We start from the raw sequence: 26,263 nt of genomic DNA, 5'->3' as shown, positions 1-26,263 counted from the left end.
AGAAAATACGATGCTAAAAAGAAGTACAATTATGGGGATTCTTTTAGGAAGCATGGTACCTGTTGGTTTCGCCGTAACGCAAGTTTCAGCAAGCGATACAGTGGGCTATCAATCGCATGCGACTATTGAGTTAGTTGGAAGTACTGATGAAACACGACCTGTTAATCCAATTAATCCGACGGATCCGGTAAAACCAGTTAGACCTGTTAATCCGGGGACGCCAGGTCCGTTATCGATTGATTACGTTTCGAACTTACAATTCAGTCAACAAAAAATTTCTGGTAAAGATAGTGTTTATTATGCACAACTTGACCAGTTAGCTGATAAGAACGGTAAAGTCGGAGATTATCCAAACTATGTTCAGATAACGGATAACCGTGGGTCAAATGCAGGGTGGAAATTAACCGTTGCACAGACCAATCCATTTATGAATGGTAAAAATAAATTAGATGGAACGGTTATCACGTTGATGAATGGTGTTGTTAATGGTAGTAACCTGCATAGACCGACGGATAGTCAAGCAGCAATTAAGCCAGATGGTAAGGCAGTTACTGTGATGACAGCTAAGTTGGACAATGGTATGGGGACCTGGACGGATCGTTTTGGTAAAGATAATACAGCTGCTCAACAAAGTATTTCATTGTTTGTTCCAGCTGAGTCGAAAAAAGTAGCAGGGGCTTATAAGTCTGAACTAACATGGACTTTGACAGATGCTAAACTATAAAAAAAGAGATTAGGGGAAATATATATTATGAAAAAAACAAATAAATTATTATTCGCTGCATTACTTGGATTAGGTATTACAGGAACAGCTGTTACAACAGCTAACGCATCAGAAACAAAAGATTATGTATCACATGGTAACGTTGAATTGACTAAAAATGACGGAACAACAGACCCTGGTATTACTGATCCAACAGATCCAGGACATACTATCGATCCAACAGACCCAGTGAACCCAGGTACTGGTGGCCCATTAGCAATTGACTACGTTTCTAACTTTAACTTTGGTACACAAAAAGTAACAGGTAATGATACAACATATAACTCGGAATTAGTTGCAGCAACAACAGATAACCCAACAGCTGGAACTAAAAAAGACCTTGCAAACTTCTTACAAGTTTCAGATAACCGTGGTACAGTATCTGGCTGGAAACTTTCAGTTCAACAATCAAAAGCATTTACAAGTGAAACAACAAAATCAGTATTAGATGGCACAACAATTACGTTATCTAACCCTGAAGCAAATAATGCTGATAAAAATGGTACAAAACCAGCACCATCAATTTTAACAGATAACCTTGCAATTTCTTCTGCATCAGGTGATAAAGTTGTTATGCAAGCTAAAGATGGCGAAGGTTCTGGTACTTGGGTTGAAGCATTCGGTAATGCAACTAAAGACGCTGATAAAGCTAAAGCTTCTGTTAAATTAGCTATCCCTGGTGATAGCAAAAAAGTCGCAGAAAAATACACATCAGATTTAACATGGACACTTACAGACGCTAACTTATAAGAATTAATTCTATCAATAAAAAAAGGTTATTAATTAAAAGGGGAAATTAAAATGAAAACAACTAAAATCGTAACAAGCGCAATTATTTTATCAACATTAGGTTTAACTGCAGCACCAGCTGTACATGCCGCAGACCATACAGAAAATTACACATCATTAGGTAAGATTGGTTTTACAGAAAATGATGATAAAACACCACCCGTTAACCCAGTTGATCCAGATAAACCCGTTGATCCATTAGAACCAACTGTTCCTCCTGTTAGTCCTGGTACTGATGGACCATTATCAATTGATTACGTTTCTAACTTTGATTTTGGTGAAAACAAAATTTCTGGGGACGATACAACTTACTACGCTGCACCTGTCAAAGCAGTTAGTGGTGCTAAATATGCTACTTACTTACAAGTAACGGATAAACGTGGTACTAATGCTGGTTGGAAACTTTCAGTTAAACAAGAAAAACAATTTAATGATGGCTCAGCAGATTTAGATGGTGCAGTATTAAAAATGGGATCACAAAAATTAAATTCTAAAAATATGGATAGTGTAACTAATGCAACAACCCCAGCTATAGCCGATGCTACAATTACAGCAACACCTGGTAGCGCTGTTGAAGTCTTGAATGCAGCTAAGGGTCAAGGTATGGGTACTTGGACAGATTCATTTGGTGTATATGATGCAGATGCTACAAAGGATACAGCAATGAAGGCTGTTTCATTAGCCGTACCTGGTAATTCAGCTAAAGAAGCTAAACCATATACCACTGATTTAACATGGACAATTACTGACGCAGGGATGTAAACCTGTATCAACTAGGTTATTAAAAAATAGAGGGAATCAATAAAAGGGGAAATTAAAATGAAAACAACAAAAATCGTTGCAAGTGCAATTGCGTTAACAACATTAGGTTTGACTGCAGCACCAGCTGTACATGCCGCAAATAATACACAAACATATAATGAAACAGGTAAAGTAGGTTTTGTCGCAGGAAGCACAAGCCCAACAAATCCCACAGATCCAATCGATCCAACAAATCCAATTACACCAGATCCAGATCCAGATCCAATCAAACCTGGTACAGATGGACCTTTATCGATTGATTACATCTCTAATCTTGATTTTGGTGCTGATCATAAGATTTCTGGTTCTACAGAAACTTACTATGCACAACCAATTTCAGCTACAGATAGTAAAGGTGATAAGGTTAAACGTGCTAATTACTTACAAGTAACTGATAACCGTGGTACAAATGGTGGTTGGAAACTTTCAGTAAATCAAGATGCCCAATTTAATGATGGGACTTCTGAGTTGGCTGGTGCGCAATTAAAAATGACCGGTCAAACATTTAATTCTTCAAATATTGGTGACACGACAACAATCCCAACTGCTTTAAATAGTGGTGTTATTACACCAACTGTTGGAAAAGATGTTGAAGTTGTAAGTGCTGCTAAGGGTCAAGGTATGGGTACTTGGACTGATTCATTTGGCACATATGTCGATGGAACAGATACAGATGCTTCAATGAAAGCAATCTCATTAGAAGTACCTGGTAAAACAGCTAAATCAATTGGAACAAGTTACAAAACTAACTTAACATGGACATTAACAGACGCAGGTCTATAAAAAGATTAGAAGTAAGTTAAACCAAAGGGGAAATTAATTATGAAAAAAGCAGCAATTGCAACATCAGCACTTTTAGCAGTTACGTTATTTTCAACATTAGCACCTGCAGCACATGCTGCCGATATTACAAAAGGCACAACAGGTGATGTTAACTTCGTAGCTAATCCAGCTACTGGGGCAGGCGAACTTAAGCTAATCAGTGCACCGAGTGTTGATTTTGGGGATCAAGAAATTAGTGGATCAACAAAAACTTATGAACAAACGTCTTTTGGCGCTAAACCAGAGGATGCTAATATCCAAGTTGATGATAACCGTGGCTCAAATGTCGGTTGGAATTTAACAGTTGCAAATACACAATTTGCCACGGCAACGGGTACGGCACTTGATGGTGCTAAGTTAACCTTAACAAATGGTTCAATTATTAATGGTAATGGGGCAAAGTTTGTGGCTAATCCTGCAGCAACTATGCTTTTAGATGGTTCATCTAAAGCTGTTCCAGCAGTAGATGCAGCTAAAGATAAAGGTATGGGGCCTAACACATTACCTGTTACTAAAGCAACTTTAGAAGTACCTGGTGCAACAAGTAAATTAAATGAAAAATATACATCAACAATTACATGGACATTAAAAGACGCAGCATTATAAAATGCAGAAAGGGATAGGTTAAAACAATGAGCTTGAAAAAAAATATACGACTAGCAGTAGCCATTGTCCCCCTCCTTGCATTTTCGATGATGGTAAATTCAGTAGCCGATGCAGCAGTTGCAACTGATGGAAAAACTGCGATATCATCAGCTAACTTAACATTACTTGAAAAGTCTGGTCCTGTTGATCCGTTAGATCCATCAAAACCAGTGCACCCACTCAATCAAGTTACGCCAACAACTGGAGACTTAAGAATAGATTATATTTCTAGTTTTCATTTTGGGGCACAGGATATCTCGGGGAGTAATAAAACCTACTATGCAACTTTTGATAAAGTAGCTGACATGACTAACCGTCGTGACTCAAGTGGAGTGTGGGACACACAAAACCTAACAGATAAAGATTATTATAATGTACCTAATTACGCCCAGGTCACAAATAATACAACGGGTAATTGGTCATTAGGTGTTAGTAACACTGTTTTTAAAAGTCCTAGCGGGAACGTGCTTAAAGGTGCTGTACTAAATATTAAGAATATCGAAGCACATAGTGAAAATCCAGGTTTAGGGCTAAGCGGGGACTTACCAGGTAACGTTAAACTTACAGGAACTGGTGGTACTCCTGTTTCGGTTGTTAGTACGACAGATGGTAATAGTGATAATCCGTTCGGTACTTGGACACTTGCTATGGGTACTGATAAAGCGGGAACTAACTCTACAGGAAACGATGCAGTGTCGTTATTTGTTCCTGGTACCACTGTGAAAACAAAAGAAGCTTATACATCAACGTTGAAATGGACATTGATAGCGGCTCCATAAAGCTAATTTGAAAAGAAAGAGGATTTTTACATTGAATAAAAAATTTTTTGGAATCATAATGGCGTTTGTGGCAGGATTGGTTTTATTTAGTGGACAAGTTCAAAAAGCGAACGCTGCTGAAATGAACTTTGCCGTTACTGCAAATCTTCCAAGTAATCAAGTTGATAAGCGCCAAACCTATTTTAATTTAAAAATGAAGCCTAATCAGAAACAAGATGTTACTGTCACATTGAAAAATTCGACTAATAAAGCAGTTGTCGTAATGGCTGAGGCAAATACAGCTGTAACCAACGATAACGGTGTGGTTGAATATAGTCATGTGAAACCAAAACTTGATAAAACAATGGTAAATCCTCTATCTTCAATTGTTAAGTCGGATAAAGAAGTGACAATTCCAGCCAAGAAAAGTGTTGTGCATACGTTCCATATCACAATGCCCGCTAAGAAATTTAATGGCGAAATCGATGGTGGATTATACTTCTATGAAAAGATCGACAAAGATAGTGAAAAAAAATCAAAGAGTAACGTTCAAATTAAAAACCGTTATGCATTTGTGATTGGGACAACGTTAACTGAAACAGATGATGTTGTTAAACCTGATATGAAATTACTTAAAATTGAACCAGGTTCAGTTAATTTCCGTAATACATTGAAGGTAAATTTACAAAACCCAACAACAACACCTATTCGTAATTTAAAGGTAGCCGGAAAAGTCTATTCAAGAAATGGGGATGAAGCCTTACATGCTTCAACCACTTCGAATATGACAATGGCTCCCAATACGAATTTTAATTATGGTATTTTTTGGGACAACCAACCCTTTAAACCTGGTAAGTACCGTCTAGAAATGACGGCAACTTCTGGTGTGAATAAGTGGAAATGGACTGAAAACTTCACAATTGATGGCGCAACGGCAGATAAATTGAACGAAAAGGCAGTTGACTTAGAAAAAGATTATACAATGTGGTATATTCTTGCAGGAATCTTCTTACTTCTACTTGTATTATTGATTATTTGGTTCTTAGTTCGTCGTAATAAAAAAGATAAAGAAGAAGCTGTCGCAGAAGCAAAACGACAAATTTTATCAGAATTACAAACTGGTGAAAAAGAAGATAAGTAGTCGAAATGGGTGAGGTATGGTTATGGGGAAAAAAATAACGAGTACTTTAGTAATTGGTCTTTTGGGGTTATCTTTTAGTTTAGGTGCATTCGGTAATACCGCAGAAGCGGCTAGTTATACAAGTGAAATGGGAATTGAATTTGTAGGTAAAATGCCAACAACTTCTCAGGTGACACCAGATCCAGACGGGAGAACACCTGTCTCAAAGAATGTTGCATCGAATCAAAACAGATTACCTCAAACCGGTGAAATAAAAGGATCAGGATTATCAATGATAGGATTTATTCTTTTATCAACCGCAGGATTAATTGGATGGGTTAAATATAACGATTCAAAGCAATCAAAATAAAGAATAGTTAAAATTAAAGTAGGCTACCTTCGTATTTATATGAAGATAGCTTATTTTTTTTGCTTATTATCTAAGTCCAATTTAGTTAAAATTAAAAATATACTAGTGGTTAAATTTGCAAAAGAAAGCGTTAACATGATAAGCTGTGTTTAAGGTATTAATAAAAAAATAAATATAAATATAAGGAGGTATTAGTAATGCTCTAACTAATTTTTTTATGGAGGGCCTGTATCAAATAATTGTTTATAAACCAAAATAGAGGAGATGAATAAAATGAACAAAGTAGAAATGAGTCAGACAAAGAAGAATGTGATTAAAACGGTAGCGGTGGTTGGATTATTGAATTCAGTAATGATTTTAGGGGTAGCTAATAATTCCGTAGATGCTAGTAACCATGAAAAGCAGGTGGCGACAGCTAAAGTAGGTACGAAAGAATTAGGTGTTATTACAAGAGGCTCAATGAAAGTATCTGGAACGGGTGCAAGTGGTCTACACTTACAAGGTAATAATACAGTGACAACAGGTACATTAGATTTTGATTATGAAGGAAAGTCGATTATTTCGGCAGGAATTAATGAATCGACAGACTATGTCTTGTCAGTTCCTTCAGAGTTAGTTCCACTTTTTAACCATGATTCGTTCAATAATTATATAACAGGAAATTTCCAATTTAATAACGGAAGTAAATATACGTATAATAAAAATGATATCCGAGTTGAGGATAATGGTAAAACATTACGAATCAAAAATCCATCTCATTCTTGGATTGCATTTGCCGACTTCAAAGTTCATTTATCTCTTGATATTGGGCAAATGGTAACAGATACAGGTATCAGAGTAGCGGACGCAGAAAATAACTCAAGTTATATATTTAATAGTGGTTTAGTAAAAAATGGTGCGCCAATTGATTGGGACGTGTTGGGTTCATATAATGCTTCTGACACGTTGCCAACATATCACCTAGACCCGGGTTGGGCACTTTTGAAAGAAATTCCAACCGTTGAAACAATTTTTGATACAGATACAACGGTATCAGGTCGTGGTGTTCCAGGTGCTAAAATTGAAGTTAAAGTTGGCGATAAAGTTATAGGGACAGGTATCGTTGATGAAAATGGACTTTACGAAGTTACTATTCCTAAACAACATGAAGATACAACAGTTAGTGTTCGTCAGAATACAGGTGTTGGTTGGAGTGATGTGAAAACTACGGTAGTTAAGCATAAAGATGTTACGATTGCTAAACCAACTGTTGATTCTTATTATCAAAGTGATAAATATTTAACAGGTACTGGAGAAACAGCTGGAAATACAATTATTATTGCTGATGCAAGCGGTAATGAAATTGCTAGAACAGTCGTACAGTCAGATCTTAGTTTCTCTGTACAAATTCCAGAACAAGGAGCCTATACACTTCTTTATATAACTGAAACAAATGGGACAGAAATAAGTCTTGCAACGGTAGTTCCAGTTCGTGAAGGGTAACCAAAATAAACTGTAAATTGGCAAAAGTAATTCATCATTTTTTTTGATGAATTACTTTTGTATTAAAACAAAATCGATAAAGCGGTTACTTCATAAATTAGATAAATATTTTTTAATTAAAAAAATATGTTTACATTTAAATAGATTATAGGTAAACTGGCTATGTCGCAGTAACCAGATAATAAGTTTGCGATTAGGTTACAGCTAAGTTAACGAATAAATCTATTAGGAGGGACTAGGGGGTCACAACTAATCAGCTAGACTAATGAGTTAAATATAGTAATGTTAGGTATAAATAGGCAGCAACTATAGGGGGAGGACTAAACAATGAAAGGGCATAACAGTAATAAAAAAGAACGAATCTCAGCAACGTTAATGACGGGAATTATCTTAGCAGGAGTGATGACAGGTAGCATTGTTAACGTGGTTAACAATGAGGGCCCAGGAACTTCTGTCCAAGCTAAAGAGCTAGATGAAACCGTTAAACCTCAAACAGCATCTTCTGAAAAAACAACCGAAAAAAGTACATCGATAAAAGCAACAAAAGAAGAAATAACAAGCGAAGTAGCAACTAAAGAAGAAGTAACGAAAGCACCAACAAAAAAAGTAGCAACGACTAAAAAAAGTGAGACAGCAGTACCAGCTGCTGGTTATGTTGGTCCATCACAAGGGGCCATTAATACTCAGTGGAGTACTACCGATGTGGCATCAAATTCTAAAAATGAGTATGTGTCACTTACAGGAGGCGGGAAGTTAGTAAATGGTGTTCCAACAAACAACGCGGGAAAAGCAGATGATACAGCGACTCCTGTTTTATATTTTGGTAATGCAGCATTTAATTTCCAACCAAGTGCGCTGACAAATAACGATTCTTACAGTGAACAGGGTAATGCATCTAGTTGGGCATTTACGAAGGTTGGTGCCAGTGGAAGAAATCCTAATCCAAGAAAGTCTTATGGAATTATCATTAATAATGCTATTCCAAAAGATCGTGGATATGGGTATGCAGCAGAAAGTAACACGACGCCTAATACAATTGAAAGTGCTGTAAAACTTGGACCAATTACAGATTACCATCTTTATAAAAATAATGATGGTACTGGATTCAAAGCTACAATGTACGATGTAACATATAAGGTGAGCTATACATTTGAAGAAATGTATGATGCAGCAGGTGGTATATATAGTTATTTCAGTATCACAAATAATGATACTGCAACTCGAGCTATTGGTGCAGCTCAGGGGGTCGATACTTTGGTTGATAAGGATGACGTCCCTGTAAAAAGTTTGGGACCTAACAATGGATTTAAAATGGTAAGTGATAAACATACCTTGAATTACAGATTGAAGGATCCCGGTAATAATACTAGCTTGGGTGGTTGGACTAATTATTCAGCTGGGAAAGCTACCGGTACTGGTATATTAGATATATCAAATATAAGTAGTTATTTCAAAGGTGGAGCTGTAGGAACTGGAATGGAGACATCAGTGCTTGATAAAATTATAGCTATCAACGACATTAGTCAGCCAGATACTCCGTTTAAGGGAGATAGTGCTTTTGTAATAAAAGCTAATCCTAAAACGTTAGCCCCAGGAGAAACATTAACGACAGGTTCTTACTTAACTTATAAAGAAACGACACCAAGTATTCCACCTGTTGCAACTGTAACACCATCAACAATTAATGCTTATGCGGATCAAACAGATTCATTTAAAATTGTAGGTAAAGTTTCAGATGAAGATAGTACAAAGGGATACATTCAAATTAAGTATCCAGATGGGTCAATATCATCGCCAGCAGAGAATACTTATGAAACAACAAAAGATGGTGTCGATTATTCTGCAAAGATTGACCCTACAAAATTAAAAGTAGGTGCAAATAAAGTTATAGTAACTGCGATTGATGCTGGAGGTACCGAACAATTAAAACCAGTTACCGTAACTGTCAACTTATTCAAGTTGGGTGCAACTGCTATTCCACAAAAAATTGATGTTGGCGGAACCGTTACAATAGATGAAACAAAATTAATCAAAGATTTAACAATTATGAATACTAATAAACATACATTAGAAATTGATCCTACAAATCCATCAAATAAACCACTTGATAACACAAAAGTTGGTTTCTATATACAAGATATGATTTTGACGGATACGGATGTGACACCTAATGAAACTGCTAAAGTTGCCGTTCCTGTCAATGTAATAGATGGTGATACCGTCGTTGATGGTGATTCTGTAGTTTACGCTAAGGATTTTAGTACGGACAGTAAATCTATCTCGGGATTAACAGAGACTAAATTAAATGAGTTCATATTAACAGAGAGTTCGGCTAAAGGTTGGATACTATCAACTGGTGCTGATTCTAAAGTTACAGTTAAATCAACGACACTTACACCAACTTCTAGTGCTGGTGACTATGAAGCAGTTATTGTAAATGCTCAGGGTGTTGAAAAAACGATTAAGATCACAGTTGCAGGTGGTGGTTTAGCAATTACTGCAGCCTCTGATGAAATGACTTTTGGTTCAAAAGATGGGGTAATGTTGCCTTACAGTGGAGAAAATTTCAATCTTCAACGTACTGCTGAAAATACTGTATCAATTTCTAATCTAGGCAAAACAGCTTGGACATTGAAGGCTAGCGTTTCAAAACCTTTAACAGATGGATCTAACACATTGAAAGGTGTTTTGAAATATATAGATGCAACTGGAACTGCACAAGATTTAGATACTGGTAGTACAGAGGTTGGTTCAGGTCAGACAGAAGAAACTAAAGATGTCACTTGGGCAGCCGATAAAGGTGTTGTTGCTGAACTTAATGGAAGCAACATGTCACTTAAAGCAGGTAAGTATGCAGGGGAAATAACATGGACACTAACGGATGCGCCTTAATCCTAATCCTTGCTTAATTAACGTTAATCATTAGCATTTTGCTAATATTATAAAAACATCAAAATCTGACGAGGGGAGTAGATACGATGATAAAAAGAAAGTTAATTTTGGGAGTTCTTTTAGGTAGTATGGTACCGGCTGGTTTTACCGTAACGCAAGCTTTGGCAAGCGAAACAGTGAATTATCAGTCGCATGCAACTATTGAATTCGTGAAAAATACTGACGGTACACCGCCAGTTGATCCAACAAATCCAACTGATCCGTTAAAACCGGTTAAACCAGTTAATCCTGGAACAGATGGACCATTATCAATTGATTACGTTTCGAACTTACAATTTAGTCAACAACAAATTTCTGGTAAAGACAGTGTTTATTATGCACAACTTGACCAGTTAGTTGATAAAAACGGTAAGGTTGGGGAATATCCAAACTATGTTCAAGTAACGGATAATCGTGGTTCAAACGCAGGCTGGAAACTAACTGTTGCACAGACCAATCCATTTATGAATGGTAAAAATAAATTAGATGGAACGATTATTACGTTAATGAATGGAACAACTAACGGAAGTAGTAATATGAGTCAGCCGACAGCTAGTCAAGCAGCCATCAATCCAGATGGCAAAGCAGTTACTGTGATGACAGCCAAGGTCGACAAAGGTATGGGAACATGGACAGACCGTTTTGGTAAAGATAATACAGCTGCCAAACAAAGTGTGTCATTACTTGTTCCAGCTGAATCAAACAAAGTAGCAGGGGCTTATAAGTCTGAATTAACATGGACTTTGACAGATGCTAACTTATAAAAAAGGTTATATAAAGGGGAAATAAATGATGAAAAATTCAAGTAAATTATTATTAAGTACATTATTAGGCGTAGGTGTGACAGGTGCCATTATGACAACTGCTCATGCATCTGAAACACAAACATATACATCACACGGTAAAATTGAATTGACTAAAAATGATGGTACAACAGATCCTGGTATTACGGATCCAACAGATCCTGGACATACTATTGATCCAACAGATCCTACAAACCCAACAGATCCAGGTACTGGTGGCCCATTATCAATCGATTATGTTTCTAACTTTAACTTTGGTGCTCAAAAGATGTCAGGTAACAACGAAACATATGACTCTCAATTAGTGACAGTTAAAGATGCATCCGGAGCTGATAAAGATCTTGCAAACTTCCTACAAGTTTCAGATAACCGTGGAACAGTAGCAGGTTGGAAACTTACTGTTCAACAAGCAAAAGCATTTACAAGTGAAACAACAAAATCAGAATTAGATGGGACAACAATTACGTTATCTAATCCTGAAGCAACTAATGCTGATAATAACGCATCAAAACCAAAACCAACATTAACAAATAGCGTTGACATTTCAGCTACATCAGGGGACAAAGTTGTTATGCAAGCAAAAGATGGCGCAGGTTCTGGTACATGGTCTGAATCCTTTGGTAACGCAACAACAGATGCTGCTAAAGCCAAAGCTTCTGTTAAATTAGCTATCCCTGGTGATAGTAAAAAAGTTGCAGAAAAATACACATCAGATATTACATGGACACTTACAGACGCTAACTTATAAAATCTAAATTAGTCAATAAAAAATAAAAATGGTTATTAATTAAAAGGGGAAATAAATTATGAAAACAACTAAAATCGTTACAAGCGCAATTATTTTATCAACATTAGGTTTAGCTGCAGCACCTGCAGTACATGCTGCAGATTATACATCAACAGGTAAGGTTGGATTTATGGAAAATACAGATCCAACAACACCCGTTGATCCAACGGATCCAACAGGCCCAGTAGGCCCAACGGATCCAACAGACCCAGATAATCCTCAACCAGGAACACCTGGCCCATTATCAATTGATTACGTTTCTAACTTTGATTTTGGTTCAAAAAATAAGGTTTCTGGAGACGATACAACTTACTACGCTGCACCTGTTAAATTAGCTGATAAAGATGGTAAAGAAGTTACAAGAGCTAACTACCTACAAGTAACAGATAAACGTGGATCAAATAAAGGCTGGAAATTGTCAGTTAAACAAGTAAAACAATTTAACGATAGTAAGACTGATTTAGATGGCGCACAGCTAAGTATGGGAACACAAACTTTAAATTCTAAAAATATTGGCGGAACAACAGATCCAGCTATAGCTAAAGCTACAATTACAACATCAATTGGTGCTGACGTTGCTGTCTTAGATGCTGGTAAGGATCAAGGTATGGGGACTTGGACAGATTCATTTGGTGTCTACGATGCTGATGCTACAAAAGATACAGCAAGTAAAGCTGTCTCATTGAAAGTACCTGGTAATTCAGCTAAAACGGTCGGTTCATCATATACAACAGATTTAACATGGACATTAACAGACGCTGGTTTATAAAATTAAGTCATATCACTTTCTAATAGGCTACAAAAAAATAGGGAATTAAAAAAAGGGGAAATTAAAATGAAAACAACTAAAATCGTAACAAGCGCAATCGTATTAACAACATTAGGTTTAATTGCAGCACCAGCTGTAAATGCAGCAACAGTAGGATCACTTCCAACAAAAGGTAGCGTTGGTTTTACAGATAATACAGATCCAACAGGTCCAGTTGATCCAACAGATCCAACAGATCCAGTTGACCCAACAGACCCTCCAATTAACCCAGGAACAAATGGTCCATTATCATTAGATTATGTTTCAAACTTTGATTTTGGTTCAAAAAATAAAGTTTCTGGTAGTGATACAACTTACTACGCAGCTCCTGTTGAAATAACAGATTCTAAAGGAACAGCAAAAGAAGTAGCTAACTACTTACAAGTAACAGATAACCGTGGATCAAATGCTGGTTGGACAGTTAATGTTAAGCAAGAAGGCGCATTTACTGACGGTACAAAAGAATTAACTGGTGCTCAATTGAGTATGAAAGATCAAACATTTAATTCAACAAATATGGATGCGACAACAACACCATCAATAATTGGTGATAAAGATAATAATAGTGTCGTTGCTCCTACAGTTGGTAGCGATGTTAAGGTTGTTACTGCTACAGACGGTCAAGGAATGGGAACATGGACTGATTCATTTGGTAAAGATGCTAAAGCTAAAGCCGTTTCATTAACAGTACCTGGTAAAACAGCTAAAAATCTTGGAACAATATATACAACAGATTTAACATGGACATTAACAGACGCAAACTTATAAAAATTGGGTTAACAAAAGGGGAAATAAATTATGAAGAAAACAGCAATTGCAACAGCAGCACTTTTAACCGTTACTTTGTTTTCAACAGTAGCACCAGCAGTACATGCTGCTGATGTAACATTACCTTCATCAGGTGATGTCAACTTTGTAGCTGATCCTGCTACTGGAGCTGGAGAAATTAAATTGACAAAGGCACCAAGTGTTGATTTTGGAGATCAAAAAATTAGTGGATCAGATGCAAAATATGATGCAGCTACTATTACAGATTCTATCGTTGTTGATGACAACCGTGGTTCAAATGAAGGTTGGAAATTAACAGTTGCCAACACACAGTTTACCGGCTCAAAAGAATTAGCTGGGGCTAAGTTAACATTGACGCCTGGAACTGTTTCTAATAATAATGGGGCAAGTTATAATGCTACCCAACCAACAGCGGATATGGTTTTAGACGGATCTAGTCAAAGTGTTGCAGTAGTAGATGCAGCTAAAGACATGGGTATGGGTACTAACACGTTACCTGTTACTAAGGCAACCTTAGACGTACCTGGTGCATCAACTAAATTAAAAGAAAAATATACATCAGTAATTACATGGACGTTAAACGACGCACCATTATAGGATGCAGAAAGGGATAGGTTAAAACAATGAGCTTGAAAAAAAACTTACGACTAGTAGTAGCCATTGTCCCCCTCCTTGCAATTTCAATAATGGGAAATTCAGTGGCTGATGCAGCAGTAGCGCCTGATGGAAAAACTGCAACCACAGCGGCTAACTTAACATTACTTGCAAAGTCTGGTCCAGTTGATCCATTAGATCCGACAAAACCAGTACAACCAATTAATCCAGTTACGCCAACTACTGGTGACCTGAGGATAGATTATATTTCTGATTTACATTTTGGTACTCAGAAAATTTCAGGAAATAAAAAATCTTATTATGCTGCTTTTGATAAAGTAGCTGATTTAACAGGACATCGTGATGAAGCTACAGGTGAGTGGGTTATAGATAAGCTCACGGATGCAGATTATAGGGATGTACCTAATTACGTTCAGGTTACAAATAATACGACAGGAAACTGGTCGTTGACGGTTAGTAACACATCATTTAAAAGTGGTGCTAATGAACTTAAGGGTACTGTGCTTACAATAAAAAATGTAGCATCGAAAACAGATAACGGAGATCCTGATGCCGGTTTATTTACCGATAGTATATTATTAAAAGGTGACGGTGCATCATATCAAGTAGTAGATCCAACTGCCAATACTAATCCCACAGGGACCTGGACAATAGCAATGGGTGATGCAACAACAGGTAATAAATCAGCGAGATTGGATGTGCCTGGCCCGGCTGAAAAAGTAGCTGGTGAAACATATACGTCGACATTAAACTGGACATTGACGGCGGCTCCATAAAGTTAATTTGAGAAGAAAGAGGATTTTTACATTGAATAAAAAATTTTTTGGAATCATTATGGCGTTTGTGGCAGGATTAGTTATATTTAGTGGACAAGTTCAAAAAGCGAATGCTGCTGAAATGAACTTTGCTGTTACTGCAAATATTCCAAACAACCAAATTGATAAGCGCCAAACGTATTTTAATTTAAAAATGAAACCGAACCAAAAGCAAGACATTACTGTCACATTAAAAAATTCGACTAACAAAGATGTTACTGTAATGGCTGAAGCAAATACAGCGATTACAAATGATAACGGAGTGGTTGAATACAGTCACGTGAAACCAAAACTTGATAAAACAATGGTAAACCCTCTATCTTCAATCATTAAGTCAGATAAAGAAGTGACAGTACCGGCTAAGAAAAGCATTGAGCATACATTCCATATCACAATGCCCGCTAAGAAATTCAATGGCGAAATTGACGGTGGCTTGTACTTCTATGAAAAAATTAACAAAGATAGTGAAAAAAAATCAAAGAGTAACGTTCAAATTAAAAACCGTTATGCCTTTGTTATTGGGACAACGTTAACTGAAACTGACGATGTTGTTAAGCCTGATATGAAATTACTTAAGATTGAGCCCGGATCAGTTAATTTCCGTAATACATTGAAGGTAAACTTACAAGATCCAACAACAACACCAATCCGTAACCTGAAAGTTGATGGAAAAGTCTATTCAAGAAATGGTGATAAAGCACTACATGCTTCAACCACTTCGAATATGACAATGGCTCCAAATACAAACTTTAATTATGGCATTTTCTGGGATAACCAACCCTTTAAGCCTGGTAAGTACCGTTTAGAAATGACGGCGACTTCTGGGGTACATAAGTGGAAATGGACAGAATATTTCACAATTGATGGCGCAACGGCAGATAAATTGAACGAAAAAGCGGTTGACTTAGAAAAAGATTACACAATGTGGTATATCCTTGCAGGAATCTTCTTGCTATTACTTCTATTGTTGCTCATCTGGTTCTTAGTTCGTCGTCGTAACAAAAAAGATAAAGAAGAAGCTGTCGCAGAAGCAAAACGACAAATTCTAGAAGAATTACAAACTGATAAAAAAGAAGATAAGTAGTCAAAATAGACGAGGTATGGTTATGAGAAAAAAACTAATGAGTGTTTTAATAATTAGTCTTTTGGGGTTATCTTTTAGTTTAGGTGCATTCGGTAATACTGCAGAAGCGGCTAGTTATACTAGTGAGGTTGGAATCGAATTCGTTGGTAAAATGCCAGAGAAAACGAAACCAACCACACCGACAACAAGACCAACAACAACGTCCCCCACGACGCCAACAACTTCACAGGTAACACCGGATGGGAAAACACCTGTCTTAAAAAATGCAGCAAAAGGTCAAACCAGTTTACCTCAGACTAGTGAAATGAAAGAATCAGGACTATCAATGATGGGCCTTGTTCTGTTGCTAGCTATGGGATTAGTTGGCTGGTTTAAAAGAAATTATGCAAAATAATTAAAATTTAATAGTTTAACTAAAAAGAGTTTTTCCTCGTAAAAATACGAGGAAAAACTCTTTTTTTATTGCGATATTTATTAAAGGTTCTATTACAACTGTTGTTGATAAATATATTACAGAGCCCTTAATTTAAGAGGTTGGGTTTTTGCTTAAATATTAAATTAGATTAACGTTATGGTTAAATCACTTTGAAGTAATGTTGAAATTATGATAGCATAAAAATGTTGTTAATGAAAAAATAGATTAAAGTAATAGCATTTAAGGGTAGTTTTATCCCACAGTATATTCACAAAATATTAAAAGGGGATAGTATGGGAAAAATATATATAGAAATATTAGCGACTATCGGGATACAAATAATACCCTTTATATTTATCATAGATGGATATATCCATAGAAATGGTATTGGCTTAAATAATGGTGATGGGTTACTTGTTTTAGGTGTTTTATTATTATTTGGAATGGGTATTATATATACTATTACGTATTTATTAGATGTAATGATTAAAAGGCATAATAAGTACTTAGTACCTAAATTTAAATACTTATTATTAATGTATTGGGTATTTCTAGATGTTATTATAGTAATTTATTTAAGTTTTAGAAATTTCTTTTAGAGTAGGAAAATCAAATTTTTCATCAACATTCGGGAAAAGGTAAATATGTTGAGGTATATAAAATAAAGGAATAGCCATATTATGCTGCGGGTTCATTTAACCCTATTTATATTCATAAAATAACATCATATTAAGGAGCTAAAAATGTTGAAACTTTTAAAAAATTCCAAAGTATTACATTCATTTTTTAATATTATATTTATTATAGAAACTTTTAGTTTATTTCTTGATACTGCATTTTCATTAGGCGGAATGGGAAGTCAACATATAGATCTATTCCTTTCAGTATCAAGTATAATCGTTCTTTTACAATTTTTTATGCTGATTGTCCAATTTAATTATTTCGATAAAATAATAATAGTAATCCTTTCAATGTTTAATATTGTATTAAACGCAATTATGTTGATCATTGAGATTAATAATGATTGTTATCTTCCTACATTAGAATCCTTCCTGGTAGCTATTTTGATTTCACTGTTCTTTATATGTAAATACTATAAATCAGGAGAAACTAAATGATTAGAAAAGTAATCAATTCAAAAATAATAGCAATCAGTTTAAATATAATATTAATGATTCTTGCAATTATAATGATTGTTCATGCTCTTTCAGGTAAATTCTATAGTGAAGATGTATTCATGTTATTAGTAGGGAACATTGAGATAATTATGATTTTATTACAGAATAAATTATGTAAATATCGTGGTATTATAATACTATCAATTTTTAATGTGATTTTAAATGTAACTCTATCAAATTTGGTTTATACAGACCCGTTAGTTTGGGCTTGTTACATTGGGTCAATTATTTCTATCTTCTTTATGATTAAATTCCCAAAAATGACTTCGTATTAAAATGGGTGATTACGGTAAAAAGAGCTAAACAGAAAATCCTATCTCTTAATTGAGGTAGGATTTATTTTTTATGAAACGTAATGGTAACGATTACAATCCAACTATATTAACGATTTTAATTTATTATTGATTGAACTAATTTTTTTCTACTATGTTGCTTATTATATTTTGTAGTGTGGTAAGAACGCCATGGCTATCTTAAGAAACATGATATATAATTAATGTAAGCGAAAACAAAAAACCTTATATCAACATATAAGGTTTTTCAAAAGAAAATATTTTAATTTTAACGATGCGCCATGAGGGAGTCGAACCCTCAGCTCAAGAACCGGAATCTTACGTGCTATCCATTACACCAACGGCGCAGTATAGTTAATAGTTTAGCTGAATTACGTAAAAAAAACAAGTAACGAAAGCGGAGGTTGAGAAATAATGGCTATTGAACAGAAATTTAAGCAACAACAAACGCAAATTCAAAAACTGGCAATGACACCAGAGCTCCAACAATCAATTAAAATGTTGCAATATAATATAGAAGATTTACAAGAATTTGTCACTGAAAAAATGATGGAAAACCCTTTGATTGAAGCTGTTGACGACAATCAGAGAATCCAAGCAGGGGAGTCTCGTTATAAAGTTAATCTAACAACAAATGGTGATACTGATTATATGAATTCAGTCAGTGATGATGAATCACAATCTTTATTGGATTATTTATTGGAACAAATTTATCTAACGATGCGTCAAACACCGCTTAGAAAGGTTGTTCTTTACTTAGTAGATTATATTGAACAGACGGGCTATTTTAATGCTAATTTGGATGATTTAGCAGAAGAATCAGGAATACCACCCATTATGTTATTAGATGCGTTAACCTTGATTCAACGCTTAGATCCGCCCGGTGTTGGTGCACGTAATTTACAAGAAAGTTTAATGTTACAGATTGATTCTGACGATTTAGCGCCTGAATTGGCATATACAGTCATAAAAGATGATTTTGATAACTTTGTCGATCGTAAATGGTCGGACATAGCAAAAAAATATCGTGTTAATCTTTCAGAAATTCAAGAAATATCAGATTTTGTTCGCACATTATCACCTAATCCAGGTGCAGGATTTGGGACAACTAGAATTGGTAAAATCTATCCAGATTTAGTTTTGAAAAAAAGTAATAATGAATTAACATTATTCAAAGTTCGCGGTGCACAGCCTGAAGTTGTTTTTCAACAAAAATATTTTGATGATATGTCAAAAGACCAAGATCCTGAAGTAATCAAATATTTAACTGAAAAGAAACGGGAATATGAATGGCTAGTTCATGGCTTGAAACAACGAGGCGATACCATTTTAAAAGTAGGACAATATATTTTGAAATATCAGGCTGACTTCTTCACTGATAAAACCAAACCAATTAAGCCATTACTTTTACGGGAAGTTGCAGCCGCTTTAGGTGTTCACGAATCAACAATTAGTCGAACCGTTAATGATAAGTACATTGAAACAGAATCTGGTGTTTATGAAATAAAATCATTCTTTGGACAAATCGCAAATAAGAACAAAAAGAATGCTGAAGAGCTATCTTCAAAAACGATTATGACAACTATGCAGACTTTGATTGAATCTGAAGATAAAACGAAACCTTTCTCTGATCAAAAAATAGTTTTACAATTAATGAAACAAAACATCGATATTTCGAGACGAACAGTTGCAAAATATCGTGAAAACCTGAACATTCCATCGTCATCAGCAAGAAAACGCTACAAGGATTAGGAACAATTATGACCTTATCTCATATATCAAACGTCAATTGCTGACATGGCAGATAGTCGTTTGAAGTGCTTGCAAAGTATGAAACAACCTGATATAATTTGTCTTGTAATAAAGGTATGAAGACACTTTGATTAATGCAGAATGTTATCGTGCTTTGTTTTTTTAGAATTAATGGGTCATAATGCGACACTGTGGGACAAATAATGCCCCATAAGAGAGCAGGTGCAGTATGCATCATGAATTAGAGTGGATCGAAGCAATTGCACCAGACATGATTAAAGTTTTAAAACAAAGATATTTTGTTTTAAGACAGATTGAATGGATGATGCCTGTTGGTCGCAGAATGTTGGCAGCAACTTTAAATCTAAGCGAACGCGTTATGAGAACCGAAACAGATTTTCTGCGTAAGCAAGAACTTATCGTCGTTGGTAAGTCAGGAATGACGCTAACGGATAGAGGTATATCAGTACTACATGGCCTTGAAAAAGTGATGGATAATTTAGTTGGTGTTCGACAGGATGAACAAGAGTTGAGTCGAATTTTAGGCATTGAACATTGTTTGATTGTATCAGGCGATTCCGATGAACAACCTAAAGTTTTAGAGTCAATGGGTAAGAGTCTAGCTGCTAAGTTAGCACTCTTATTGCCAGAAGGTAAAAATTTAATTGCGGTAATGGGTGGCACAACGATGGCTCAAGTAGCTGATCAGTTGACAACACGTCTTTCAATTAAGCGCGATTTAACTTTTTTACCAGCCAGAGGTGGTGTTGGTGAATCAGTAGATATACAAGCCAACTCGATTAGTGGTAAGATGGCATTACACACAGGCGGCAAACATAGAGCCTTGTATGTACCTGAACAACTAAGTGAGAAAACGTACGAGCCTCTTCTTGAAGAACCGAGCATTCAAGAAGTTTTGAACTTAATCAAGGAAAGCAATGCTGTAATTCACAGTATTGGAGAAGCAATGCATATGGCTAAGCGTCGTGACATGTCTAGTGGTATAATAGACATGTTGAAAGAGGACAAAGCTGTAGGTGAGGCATTCGGATATTTCTTTGATGCTCAAGGCAAGGTCGTTTATAGGATTCCTCGTATCGGTTTACAAATAGAGGATCTCACGCACATAAAATGTATTTTCGCAGTTGCAGGTGGCCATTCTAAGGCCGAAGCAATTGTGGCATACATGAAACTTGCACCTAAACAGACGTGGTTAATCACGGATGAGGGTGCCGCAAACTCGATTTTAAAAAAGTAGTGTGCAAACACGCTTTTTAAAATAAATAAATCTTCATTTCCTAAAGGAGGAAATTTAAGTATGTCAGTAAAAGTTGGTATTAACGGTTTTGGCCGTATTGGTCGTTTAGCTTTCCGTCGTATTGCTGAAGTTTCAGATAACATCGAAGTTGTAGCAATCAACGATTTAACTTCTCCATCAATGTTGGCTCATTTATTAAAATATGATACAGCCCATGGTAACTTCGACGCAGAAGTTAGCGCAACAGATAATGGTATTGTTGTTAATGGTAAGGAAATTCCTGTATATGCAGAAGCAGATGCATCAAATATTCCTTGGGTTAAAAACAATAATGTTGATATCGTATTAGAATCAACTGGTTTTTACGCATCAGAAGAAAAAGCTTCAGCTCATATTAAAGCTGGCGCAAAACGTGTATTAATCTCAGCTCCTGCTGGTAAAATGCCTACAATCGTTTACGGTGTAAATGATGACATTTTAACTTCAGATACTAAGATTGCTTCTGCTGGTTCATGTACTACTAACTGTTTAGCACCACTTGCTGGCGCTGTTAACGATGCTTTCGGTATCGAAGTTGGTACAATGACAACAGTTCATGCTTACACAGCTACACAAAAATTACAAGATGGTCCTGACCGTGGTGGAAACTTACGTGCTGCACGCGCTGCTGCAGGTAACACAATTCCTCATTCTACTGGTGCTGCTAAAGCTATCGGTATGGTAATCCCTGATCTTGTTGGTAAATTGAATGGCCATGCACAACGTGTCCCAGTTATTACTGGTTCATTGACAGAATTGGTTACAATCTTGAAATCAAAAGATCTTACAGTTGATGAAGTAAATGCTGCTATTAAAGCAAGAACTGAAAACAACGAATCATTTGGTTACAATGCTGACGAAATCGTTTCATCAGATATCATTGGTACAAGTTTTGGTTCAATCTTTGACCCAACACAAACTGAAGTAACTGGTACTGGCGCTAACCAATTGGTTAAAACTGTTGCTTGGTACGATAACGAATCTGGCTTTACAGCACAAATGATTCGTACATTAGAAAAATTTGCTAGCTTAGAAGCATAATCTAGTTAAACTTTTTTAAAACCGCATATAACTATGCTTAGGCGGAGGGACGCAATACTCCCTCTGCCTTTTTATTTAATCAAAATTACACAGGAGGCTATTATAATGGCTAAATTAATCGTTTCAGATTTAGATGTAAATGACAAAAAAGTTTTAATTCGTGTCGATTTTAATGTTCCTATTAAAAACGGTGTGATTGGTAATGATAACCGTATCGTTGCTGCATTACCAACTATCAAATATGTAACTGAAAATGGTGGTAAAGCCATTCTTCTTTCTCATCTTGGTCGTATTAAGACTGAAGAAGACAAAAAAGAATTATCATTACGTCCAGTTGCAGAACGTTTATCTAACTTATTAAACAAACCTGTTACTTTTGTTCCTGCTACACGTGGTCCTCAATTAGAAGACGCAATTGCAGCAATGAAAGACGGCGATGTTTTAGTAATGGAAAACACACGTTTTGAAGATTTAGATGGTAAAAAAGAAAGCAAAAACGATCCTGAATTAGGTAAATACTGGGCTTCACTTGGCGACTTGTTTGTCAATGATGCTTTCGGTACAGCTCATCGTGCACATGCTTCTAACGTTGGAATCTCAAGCAACATGGAACAAGCTGCTGCTGGATTCTTAATGGAAAAAGAAATCAAATTCTTAGGTGAAGCTGTTGACGAACCAAAACGTCCATTTGTTGCTATCTTAGGTGGCGCAAAAGTTTCAGATAAGATTGGTGTTATTTCTCATTTACTTAAAAAAGCTGACAAAGTTATCGTTGGTGGTGGTATGACTTATACTTTCTACGCTGCTAAAGGTATGAAGATTGGTTCATCATTAGTTGAAACAGACAAAATTGATTTAGCTAAACAAATCATTGAAGAAGCTGGCGACAAATTAGTATTACCAGTTGATTCAATCGTTGCTGAAAAATTTGATAACGATGTTGAACACAAAACTGTTGATGGTGACATTCCTGACGGTTACATGGCATTGGATATCGGACCTAAATCTGTTGCAGAATTTAAAGATGTTTTAAAAGATGCTAAAACAGTTGTATGGAACGGACCAATGGGTGTATTCGAAATGAGCAACTATGCTAACGGAACACTTGAAATCGGTAAATTCTTGGGTACTTTATCAGAAGCTACAACAATCGTTGGTGGTGGTGATTCAACTGCTGCTGTTCAACAATTAGGTGTTGCTGATCAATTAACTCATATTTCTACTGGTGGTGGCGCTTCACTTGAATACCTTGAAGGTAAAACTTTACCAGGTATTGCTGCTATTACAACAAAATAATTTTTAATTAAATTGTCGTAAGAAACCGTCTATTAACGAAAGGAAGTTATTATTTTGCGTAAACCAATTATTGCTGGTAACTGGAAAATGAACAAAGGCCCTAAAGAAACTGCTGAATTCGTAGCAGGTCTTAAAGGTAAATTACCAAAGTTTGACGATGTTGAATCTGTTATTGCTGCTCCTGCAGTAGATTTACAAACATTACTTGATGCTGCTAAAGGTACTGACTTAAAAGTTGCTGCTGAAAATGCATACTTTGAAGATGAAGGTGCTTTTACTGGTGAAACTTCACCAAAAGTTCTTTCTGAAATGGGTGTTGACTATGTTGTTATTGGTCATTCAGAACGTCGCGAATACTTCGGCGAAAATGATGACGATATTAACAAAAAAGCACATGCTGTTTTCAATAATGGTATGGTTCCTATTATCTGCTGTGGTGAAACGTTAGAACAACGTCAAGCCGGCGAAGCAGAATCATGGGTTGCTGGACAAGTTTCTGCTGCATTAAGAGGCTTATCTGTTGAACAAGTTAATCTTGCAGTTATTGCATACGAACCAATCTGGGCTATCGGTACTGGTGAAACAGCTACTTCTGACCAAGCACAAGAAATCTGTGCAGTAATTCGTAAAACAGTTGCTGATTTGTATGACCAAACAGTTGCTGATAAAGTTCGTATCCAATACGGTGGTTCAGTTAAACCTGGTAACGTCGTAGAATTAATGGGTAAAGACGATATTGATGGTGGTTTAGTTGGTGGCGCAAGTATGGAAACTGCTTCATACTTAGACCTTGTTAACTTCAAAGCATAATTCGTATTTTAGCTGTTAAAAAGATTGAAAATGAATCAATAAACTATTAAAATAATGGTAAGGGTGTTATTGTATCCCCGCCAAAAAACGTTTTTAAAGGAGAGTACAAATTTATGTCAATGATTACAGATATTTATGCACGCGAAGTTCTAGATTCACGCGGTAACCCAACTGTTGAAGTTGAAGTTTACACAGAAGACGGCGCAATGGGCCGCGGAATTGTTCCTTCAGGTGCTTCAACTGGTGAACATGAAGCCGTTGAATTACGTGATGGCGACAAATCTCGTTACATGGGCTTAGGCGTTACTAAAGCTGTTGACAACGTAAACAACATTATCGTTAAAGAAATTGTTGGATATGATGTTACTGATCAAGTTGGTATTGATAAAGCTATGATCGCATTAGATGGTACACCAAACAAAGGTAAATTGGGCGCTAACGCTATTTTAGGTGTTTCAATTGCTGCTGCTCGTGCTGCTGCTGATGAATTAGAAGTTCCTTTATACAGTTACTTAGGCGGATTTAACGCACATGTCCTTCCAACTCCTATGATGAACGTTATCAATGGTGGATCACATGCTAACAACAGTGTTGATTTCCAAGAATTCATGATCATGCCTGTTGGCGCACCTTCTATCAAAGAAGCTGTACGTATGGGTTCAGAAACATTCCATAACTTACAAAAGATTTTAGCTGAAAAAGGCTACTCTACTGCTGTTGGTGATGAAGGTGGTTTCGCTCCTGATCTTAAGAACAATGAAGAACCATTTGAAATCTTAATCGAAGCAATCGAACGTGCCGGTTACAAACCTGGTAAAGATATTGCTATCGCATTTGATGCTGCTTCATCAGAATTCTACAATGCTGAAACTGGCAAATATAGATTACAATATGAAGGCGAAAATGGCCAAGATTATACTTCTGAAGAAATGGTTGAATTCCTTGAAGCAATCGTTGACAAATACCCAGTTATCTCAATTGAAGATGGCTTGGATGAAAACGATTGGGAAGGCTGGAAGATGATGACAGCTAAATTGGGCAACAAAGTTCAATTAGTTGGGGATGATTTATTTGTTACAAACACTGACTACCTTAAAAAAGGTATCGAAATGGGCGTTTCAAACTCAATCCTTATCAAAGTTAACCAAATCGGTACACTTACAGAAACAATGGAAGCTATCGAAATGGCTAAAGAAGCTGGTTATACAGCTATCGTTTCTCATCGTTCAGGTGAAACTGAAGATACAACTATCGCTGACTTAGTTGTTGCAACTAATGCTGGCCAAATCAAGACTGGTTCATTGAGCCGTGTTGATCGTATCGCTAAGTACAACCAATTAATGAGAATTGAAGATAACTTAGAAGAAACATCAGAATACAAAGGTATCCACTCATTCTACAACTTGAGTTCAGATGCTCGCGATACAATCGTTAACAAATAATTCTTTATGAATTAAGCGTTTCTGATTGAAAGAAGGTCCTACCTAATTTGATTTTAGGTGGGACCTTTTTTGTATTATAATAGGACGCACTATATTGAAAGGTAAAACTTATTGTTGTATAATTTAGATGTTGGAAATTATAGTTAGGAATGTGAGCGTGTATGAAAAAATCAGAGCGTATTACAATACAAGATGATCTAACATCAAAAGTTTATGATCTTATTTTAAACGAAGAAACGACAAATGAGGAACGTCTCTTATTAGTTGATTTTAAAAATAAAGTTGAGCGTGGGCAGTACTTCGAGAAGGCAGTCGCTGATTTAGCGGAGTCGTTGCGCTTATTGGCTGTAAGTAATTTAAAAAATAAAATAAAGTTAAGTGCTGACGTTGGTCGATTTTATATGGAAATTTCGACAACCGGTTTATTTAAAAAAAATTTAGGCTGGGGACTTATAGCTATGAGTATGATTTATCATCCTTAAGTGATCATTAGATTATGCTAGTTTTTAAGAAGAGTTATTCAATAGTTGAATAATTCTTTTTTTGTTACTAATGAG

At 36.0% G+C, this 26,263-nt stretch carries 27 protein-coding genes and 1 tRNA gene; 27 read left to right on the top strand and 1 reads right to left on the bottom strand.

Annotated features, from left to right (window positions below; all coding sequences use genetic code 11):
• Nucleotides 1–10: 10 nt before the first annotated feature.
• From AC1RPH_RS04060 to AC1RPH_RS03965, 20 genes are all read left to right on the top strand, one after another.
• Complete coding sequence (locus AC1RPH_RS04060) at nucleotides 11–724, top strand: WxL domain-containing protein (RefSeq protein WP_481761469.1); 714 nt, start codon at nucleotides 11–13, stop codon at nucleotides 722–724.
• Nucleotides 725–751: 27 nt separating this feature from the next.
• The gene (locus AC1RPH_RS04055; RefSeq protein ID WP_481761468.1) at nucleotides 752–1,513 is read left to right on the top strand and encodes a WxL domain-containing protein; all 762 of its coding nucleotides are present in this window, start codon (nucleotides 752–754) and stop codon (nucleotides 1,511–1,513) included.
• A gap of 51 nt (nucleotides 1,514–1,564) precedes the next feature.
• Nucleotides 1,565–2,314 (top strand): WxL domain-containing protein, encoded by a 750-nt coding sequence (locus AC1RPH_RS04050; protein WP_481761467.1) that lies wholly within the window; start codon nucleotides 1,565–1,567, stop codon nucleotides 2,312–2,314.
• 57 nt (nucleotides 2,315–2,371) lie between these two features.
• Entirely contained in the window at nucleotides 2,372–3,136 is a 765-nt protein-coding gene (locus tag AC1RPH_RS04045; protein WP_481761466.1) for a WxL domain-containing protein, read from the top strand.
• Between the two features lie 39 nt (nucleotides 3,137–3,175).
• A complete protein-coding gene (locus AC1RPH_RS04040; RefSeq protein ID WP_481761465.1) occupies nucleotides 3,176–3,781 on the top strand; it encodes a WxL domain-containing protein in 606 nt (201 codons plus the stop codon).
• A 26-nt stretch (nucleotides 3,782–3,807) separates the two neighbouring features.
• Nucleotides 3,808–4,599, top strand: coding sequence for a WxL domain-containing protein (locus AC1RPH_RS04035; RefSeq protein ID WP_481761464.1), 792 nt, complete (start codon nucleotides 3,808–3,810; stop codon nucleotides 4,597–4,599).
• Between the two features lie 31 nt (nucleotides 4,600–4,630).
• Entirely contained in the window at nucleotides 4,631–5,719 is a 1,089-nt protein-coding gene (locus AC1RPH_RS04030) for a WxLIP family cell surface protein (protein WP_481761463.1), read from the top strand.
• 22 nt (nucleotides 5,720–5,741) lie between these two features.
• Nucleotides 5,742–6,068, top strand: coding sequence for an LPXTG cell wall anchor domain-containing protein (locus tag AC1RPH_RS04025; RefSeq protein ID WP_481761462.1), 327 nt, complete (start codon nucleotides 5,742–5,744; stop codon nucleotides 6,066–6,068).
• Between the two features lie 273 nt (nucleotides 6,069–6,341).
• Nucleotides 6,342–7,550 (top strand): Ig-like domain-containing protein, encoded by a 1,209-nt coding sequence (locus AC1RPH_RS04020; protein WP_481761461.1) that lies wholly within the window; start codon nucleotides 6,342–6,344, stop codon nucleotides 7,548–7,550.
• A 327-nt stretch (nucleotides 7,551–7,877) separates the two neighbouring features.
• Nucleotides 7,878–10,442 carry a hypothetical protein gene (locus AC1RPH_RS04015; protein WP_481761460.1) on the top strand — a complete coding sequence of 855 codons (2,565 nt, stop codon included), beginning with the start codon at nucleotides 7,878–7,880 and terminating at the stop codon, nucleotides 10,440–10,442.
• Nucleotides 10,443–10,528: 86 nt separating this feature from the next.
• Nucleotides 10,529–11,245, top strand: coding sequence for a WxL domain-containing protein (locus AC1RPH_RS04010; RefSeq protein ID WP_481761459.1), 717 nt, complete (start codon nucleotides 10,529–10,531; stop codon nucleotides 11,243–11,245).
• A 25-nt stretch (nucleotides 11,246–11,270) separates the two neighbouring features.
• Entirely contained in the window at nucleotides 11,271–12,032 is a 762-nt protein-coding gene (locus AC1RPH_RS04005; protein ID WP_481761458.1) for a WxL domain-containing protein, read from the top strand.
• Nucleotides 12,033–12,090: 58 nt separating this feature from the next.
• On the top strand, nucleotides 12,091–12,840 hold the full coding sequence (locus AC1RPH_RS04000) for a WxL domain-containing protein (RefSeq protein ID WP_481761457.1): 750 nt from the start codon (nucleotides 12,091–12,093) through the stop codon (nucleotides 12,838–12,840).
• A 66-nt stretch (nucleotides 12,841–12,906) separates the two neighbouring features.
• Entirely contained in the window at nucleotides 12,907–13,647 is a 741-nt protein-coding gene (locus AC1RPH_RS03995) for a WxL domain-containing protein (protein ID WP_481761456.1), read from the top strand.
• 30 nt (nucleotides 13,648–13,677) lie between these two features.
• Nucleotides 13,678–14,265 (top strand): WxL domain-containing protein, encoded by a 588-nt coding sequence (locus tag AC1RPH_RS03990; RefSeq protein WP_481761455.1) that lies wholly within the window; start codon nucleotides 13,678–13,680, stop codon nucleotides 14,263–14,265.
• A gap of 26 nt (nucleotides 14,266–14,291) precedes the next feature.
• On the top strand, nucleotides 14,292–15,059 hold the full coding sequence (locus tag AC1RPH_RS03985) for a WxL domain-containing protein (protein ID WP_481761453.1): 768 nt from the start codon (nucleotides 14,292–14,294) through the stop codon (nucleotides 15,057–15,059).
• A gap of 31 nt (nucleotides 15,060–15,090) precedes the next feature.
• Nucleotides 15,091–16,182, top strand: a complete 1,092-nt coding sequence (locus AC1RPH_RS03980) for a WxLIP family cell surface protein (protein WP_481761452.1) — start codon at nucleotides 15,091–15,093, stop codon at nucleotides 16,180–16,182.
• A gap of 22 nt (nucleotides 16,183–16,204) precedes the next feature.
• Complete coding sequence (locus tag AC1RPH_RS03975) at nucleotides 16,205–16,576, top strand: LPXTG cell wall anchor domain-containing protein (protein ID WP_481761451.1); 372 nt, start codon at nucleotides 16,205–16,207, stop codon at nucleotides 16,574–16,576.
• Nucleotides 16,577–16,890: 314 nt separating this feature from the next.
• On the top strand, nucleotides 16,891–17,196 hold the full coding sequence (locus AC1RPH_RS03970; RefSeq protein WP_481761450.1) for a hypothetical protein: 306 nt from the start codon (nucleotides 16,891–16,893) through the stop codon (nucleotides 17,194–17,196).
• Nucleotides 17,197–17,711: 515 nt separating this feature from the next.
• Nucleotides 17,712–18,050 carry a hypothetical protein gene (locus AC1RPH_RS03965; protein WP_481761449.1) on the top strand — a complete coding sequence of 113 codons (339 nt, stop codon included), beginning with the start codon at nucleotides 17,712–17,714 and terminating at the stop codon, nucleotides 18,048–18,050.
• A 293-nt stretch (nucleotides 18,051–18,343) separates the two neighbouring features.
• Here AC1RPH_RS03965 and AC1RPH_RS03960 read toward each other — a convergent pair.
• Nucleotides 18,344–18,415, bottom strand: a tRNA-Arg gene (locus tag AC1RPH_RS03960).
• A gap of 67 nt (nucleotides 18,416–18,482) precedes the next feature.
• Between AC1RPH_RS03960 and rpoN the strand changes: the two genes are divergently transcribed.
• The 7 genes from rpoN (at nucleotide 18,483) to AC1RPH_RS03925 (ending at nucleotide 26,188) form a co-directional block, all read left to right on the top strand.
• On the top strand, nucleotides 18,483–19,820 hold the full coding sequence (gene rpoN / locus AC1RPH_RS03955) for an RNA polymerase factor sigma-54 (protein WP_481761448.1): 1,338 nt from the start codon (nucleotides 18,483–18,485) through the stop codon (nucleotides 19,818–19,820).
• Between the two features lie 229 nt (nucleotides 19,821–20,049).
• Nucleotides 20,050–21,078, top strand: a complete 1,029-nt coding sequence (locus tag AC1RPH_RS03950; protein WP_481761447.1) for a sugar-binding transcriptional regulator — start codon at nucleotides 20,050–20,052, stop codon at nucleotides 21,076–21,078.
• Between the two features lie 60 nt (nucleotides 21,079–21,138).
• Entirely contained in the window at nucleotides 21,139–22,158 is a 1,020-nt protein-coding gene (gene gap / locus AC1RPH_RS03945; RefSeq protein WP_409022216.1) for a type I glyceraldehyde-3-phosphate dehydrogenase, read from the top strand.
• Between the two features lie 105 nt (nucleotides 22,159–22,263).
• Nucleotides 22,264–23,454, top strand: coding sequence for a phosphoglycerate kinase (locus AC1RPH_RS03940; RefSeq protein WP_409022217.1), 1,191 nt, complete (start codon nucleotides 22,264–22,266; stop codon nucleotides 23,452–23,454).
• A 54-nt stretch (nucleotides 23,455–23,508) separates the two neighbouring features.
• Nucleotides 23,509–24,264, top strand: a complete 756-nt coding sequence (gene tpiA, locus AC1RPH_RS03935) for a triose-phosphate isomerase (RefSeq protein ID WP_481761446.1) — start codon at nucleotides 23,509–23,511, stop codon at nucleotides 24,262–24,264.
• A 113-nt stretch (nucleotides 24,265–24,377) separates the two neighbouring features.
• Nucleotides 24,378–25,706: a phosphopyruvate hydratase gene (gene eno / locus AC1RPH_RS03930; RefSeq protein ID WP_481761445.1), complete on the top strand. Its 1,329-nt coding sequence runs from the start codon at nucleotides 24,378–24,380 to the stop codon at nucleotides 25,704–25,706.
• 161 nt (nucleotides 25,707–25,867) lie between these two features.
• On the top strand, nucleotides 25,868–26,188 hold the full coding sequence (locus AC1RPH_RS03925; RefSeq protein ID WP_481761444.1) for a bacteriocin immunity family protein: 321 nt from the start codon (nucleotides 25,868–25,870) through the stop codon (nucleotides 26,186–26,188).
• Nucleotides 26,189–26,263: the final 75 nt, after the last annotated feature.

It is taken from the genome of Dellaglioa sp. CoH-57-MRSF-16 (genome assembly GCF_056782055.1).
This window is presented reverse-complemented; position numbering and strand designations above follow the sequence as displayed.

What these genes read in the sequence shown, in the direction of transcription:
- gap (WP_409022216.1), top strand. Translation starts at nt 21,139, where the DNA reads ATGTCAGTAAAAGTTGGTATTAACGGTTTTGGCCGTATTGGTCGTTTA.
- AC1RPH_RS03975 (WP_481761451.1), top strand. Translation starts at nt 16,205, where the DNA reads ATGAGAAAAAAACTAATGAGTGTTTTAATAATTAGTCTTTTGGGGTTA.
- AC1RPH_RS04005 (WP_481761458.1), top strand. Translation starts at nt 11,271, where the DNA reads ATGATGAAAAATTCAAGTAAATTATTATTAAGTACATTATTAGGCGTA.
- AC1RPH_RS03970 (WP_481761450.1), top strand. Translation starts at nt 16,891, where the DNA reads ATGGGAAAAATATATATAGAAATATTAGCGACTATCGGGATACAAATA.
- AC1RPH_RS04050 (WP_481761467.1), top strand. Translation starts at nt 1,565, where the DNA reads ATGAAAACAACTAAAATCGTAACAAGCGCAATTATTTTATCAACATTA.
- AC1RPH_RS04045 (WP_481761466.1), top strand. Translation starts at nt 2,372, where the DNA reads ATGAAAACAACAAAAATCGTTGCAAGTGCAATTGCGTTAACAACATTA.
- AC1RPH_RS04020 (WP_481761461.1), top strand. Translation starts at nt 6,342, where the DNA reads ATGAACAAAGTAGAAATGAGTCAGACAAAGAAGAATGTGATTAAAACG.
- AC1RPH_RS04060 (WP_481761469.1), top strand. Translation starts at nt 11, where the DNA reads ATGCTAAAAAGAAGTACAATTATGGGGATTCTTTTAGGAAGCATGGTA.
- AC1RPH_RS04025 (WP_481761462.1), top strand. Translation starts at nt 5,742, where the DNA reads ATGGGGAAAAAAATAACGAGTACTTTAGTAATTGGTCTTTTGGGGTTA.
- AC1RPH_RS04040 (WP_481761465.1), top strand. Translation starts at nt 3,176, where the DNA reads ATGAAAAAAGCAGCAATTGCAACATCAGCACTTTTAGCAGTTACGTTA.
- AC1RPH_RS04010 (WP_481761459.1), top strand. Translation starts at nt 10,529, where the DNA reads ATGATAAAAAGAAAGTTAATTTTGGGAGTTCTTTTAGGTAGTATGGTA.
- AC1RPH_RS03965 (WP_481761449.1), top strand. Translation starts at nt 17,712, where the DNA reads ATGATTAGAAAAGTAATCAATTCAAAAATAATAGCAATCAGTTTAAAT.
- AC1RPH_RS03925 (WP_481761444.1), top strand. Translation starts at nt 25,868, where the DNA reads ATGAAAAAATCAGAGCGTATTACAATACAAGATGATCTAACATCAAAA.
- AC1RPH_RS04055 (WP_481761468.1), top strand. Translation starts at nt 752, where the DNA reads ATGAAAAAAACAAATAAATTATTATTCGCTGCATTACTTGGATTAGGT.
- AC1RPH_RS03995 (WP_481761456.1), top strand. Translation starts at nt 12,907, where the DNA reads ATGAAAACAACTAAAATCGTAACAAGCGCAATCGTATTAACAACATTA.
- AC1RPH_RS04000 (WP_481761457.1), top strand. Translation starts at nt 12,091, where the DNA reads ATGAAAACAACTAAAATCGTTACAAGCGCAATTATTTTATCAACATTA.
- AC1RPH_RS04035 (WP_481761464.1), top strand. Translation starts at nt 3,808, where the DNA reads ATGAGCTTGAAAAAAAATATACGACTAGCAGTAGCCATTGTCCCCCTC.
- eno (WP_481761445.1), top strand. Translation starts at nt 24,378, where the DNA reads ATGTCAATGATTACAGATATTTATGCACGCGAAGTTCTAGATTCACGC.
- rpoN (WP_481761448.1), top strand. Translation starts at nt 18,483, where the DNA reads ATGGCTATTGAACAGAAATTTAAGCAACAACAAACGCAAATTCAAAAA.
- AC1RPH_RS03940 (WP_409022217.1), top strand. Translation starts at nt 22,264, where the DNA reads ATGGCTAAATTAATCGTTTCAGATTTAGATGTAAATGACAAAAAAGTT.
- AC1RPH_RS03950 (WP_481761447.1), top strand. Translation starts at nt 20,050, where the DNA reads ATGCATCATGAATTAGAGTGGATCGAAGCAATTGCACCAGACATGATT.
- AC1RPH_RS03990 (WP_481761455.1), top strand. Translation starts at nt 13,678, where the DNA reads ATGAAGAAAACAGCAATTGCAACAGCAGCACTTTTAACCGTTACTTTG.
- AC1RPH_RS03985 (WP_481761453.1), top strand. Translation starts at nt 14,292, where the DNA reads ATGAGCTTGAAAAAAAACTTACGACTAGTAGTAGCCATTGTCCCCCTC.
- AC1RPH_RS04015 (WP_481761460.1), top strand. Translation starts at nt 7,878, where the DNA reads ATGAAAGGGCATAACAGTAATAAAAAAGAACGAATCTCAGCAACGTTA.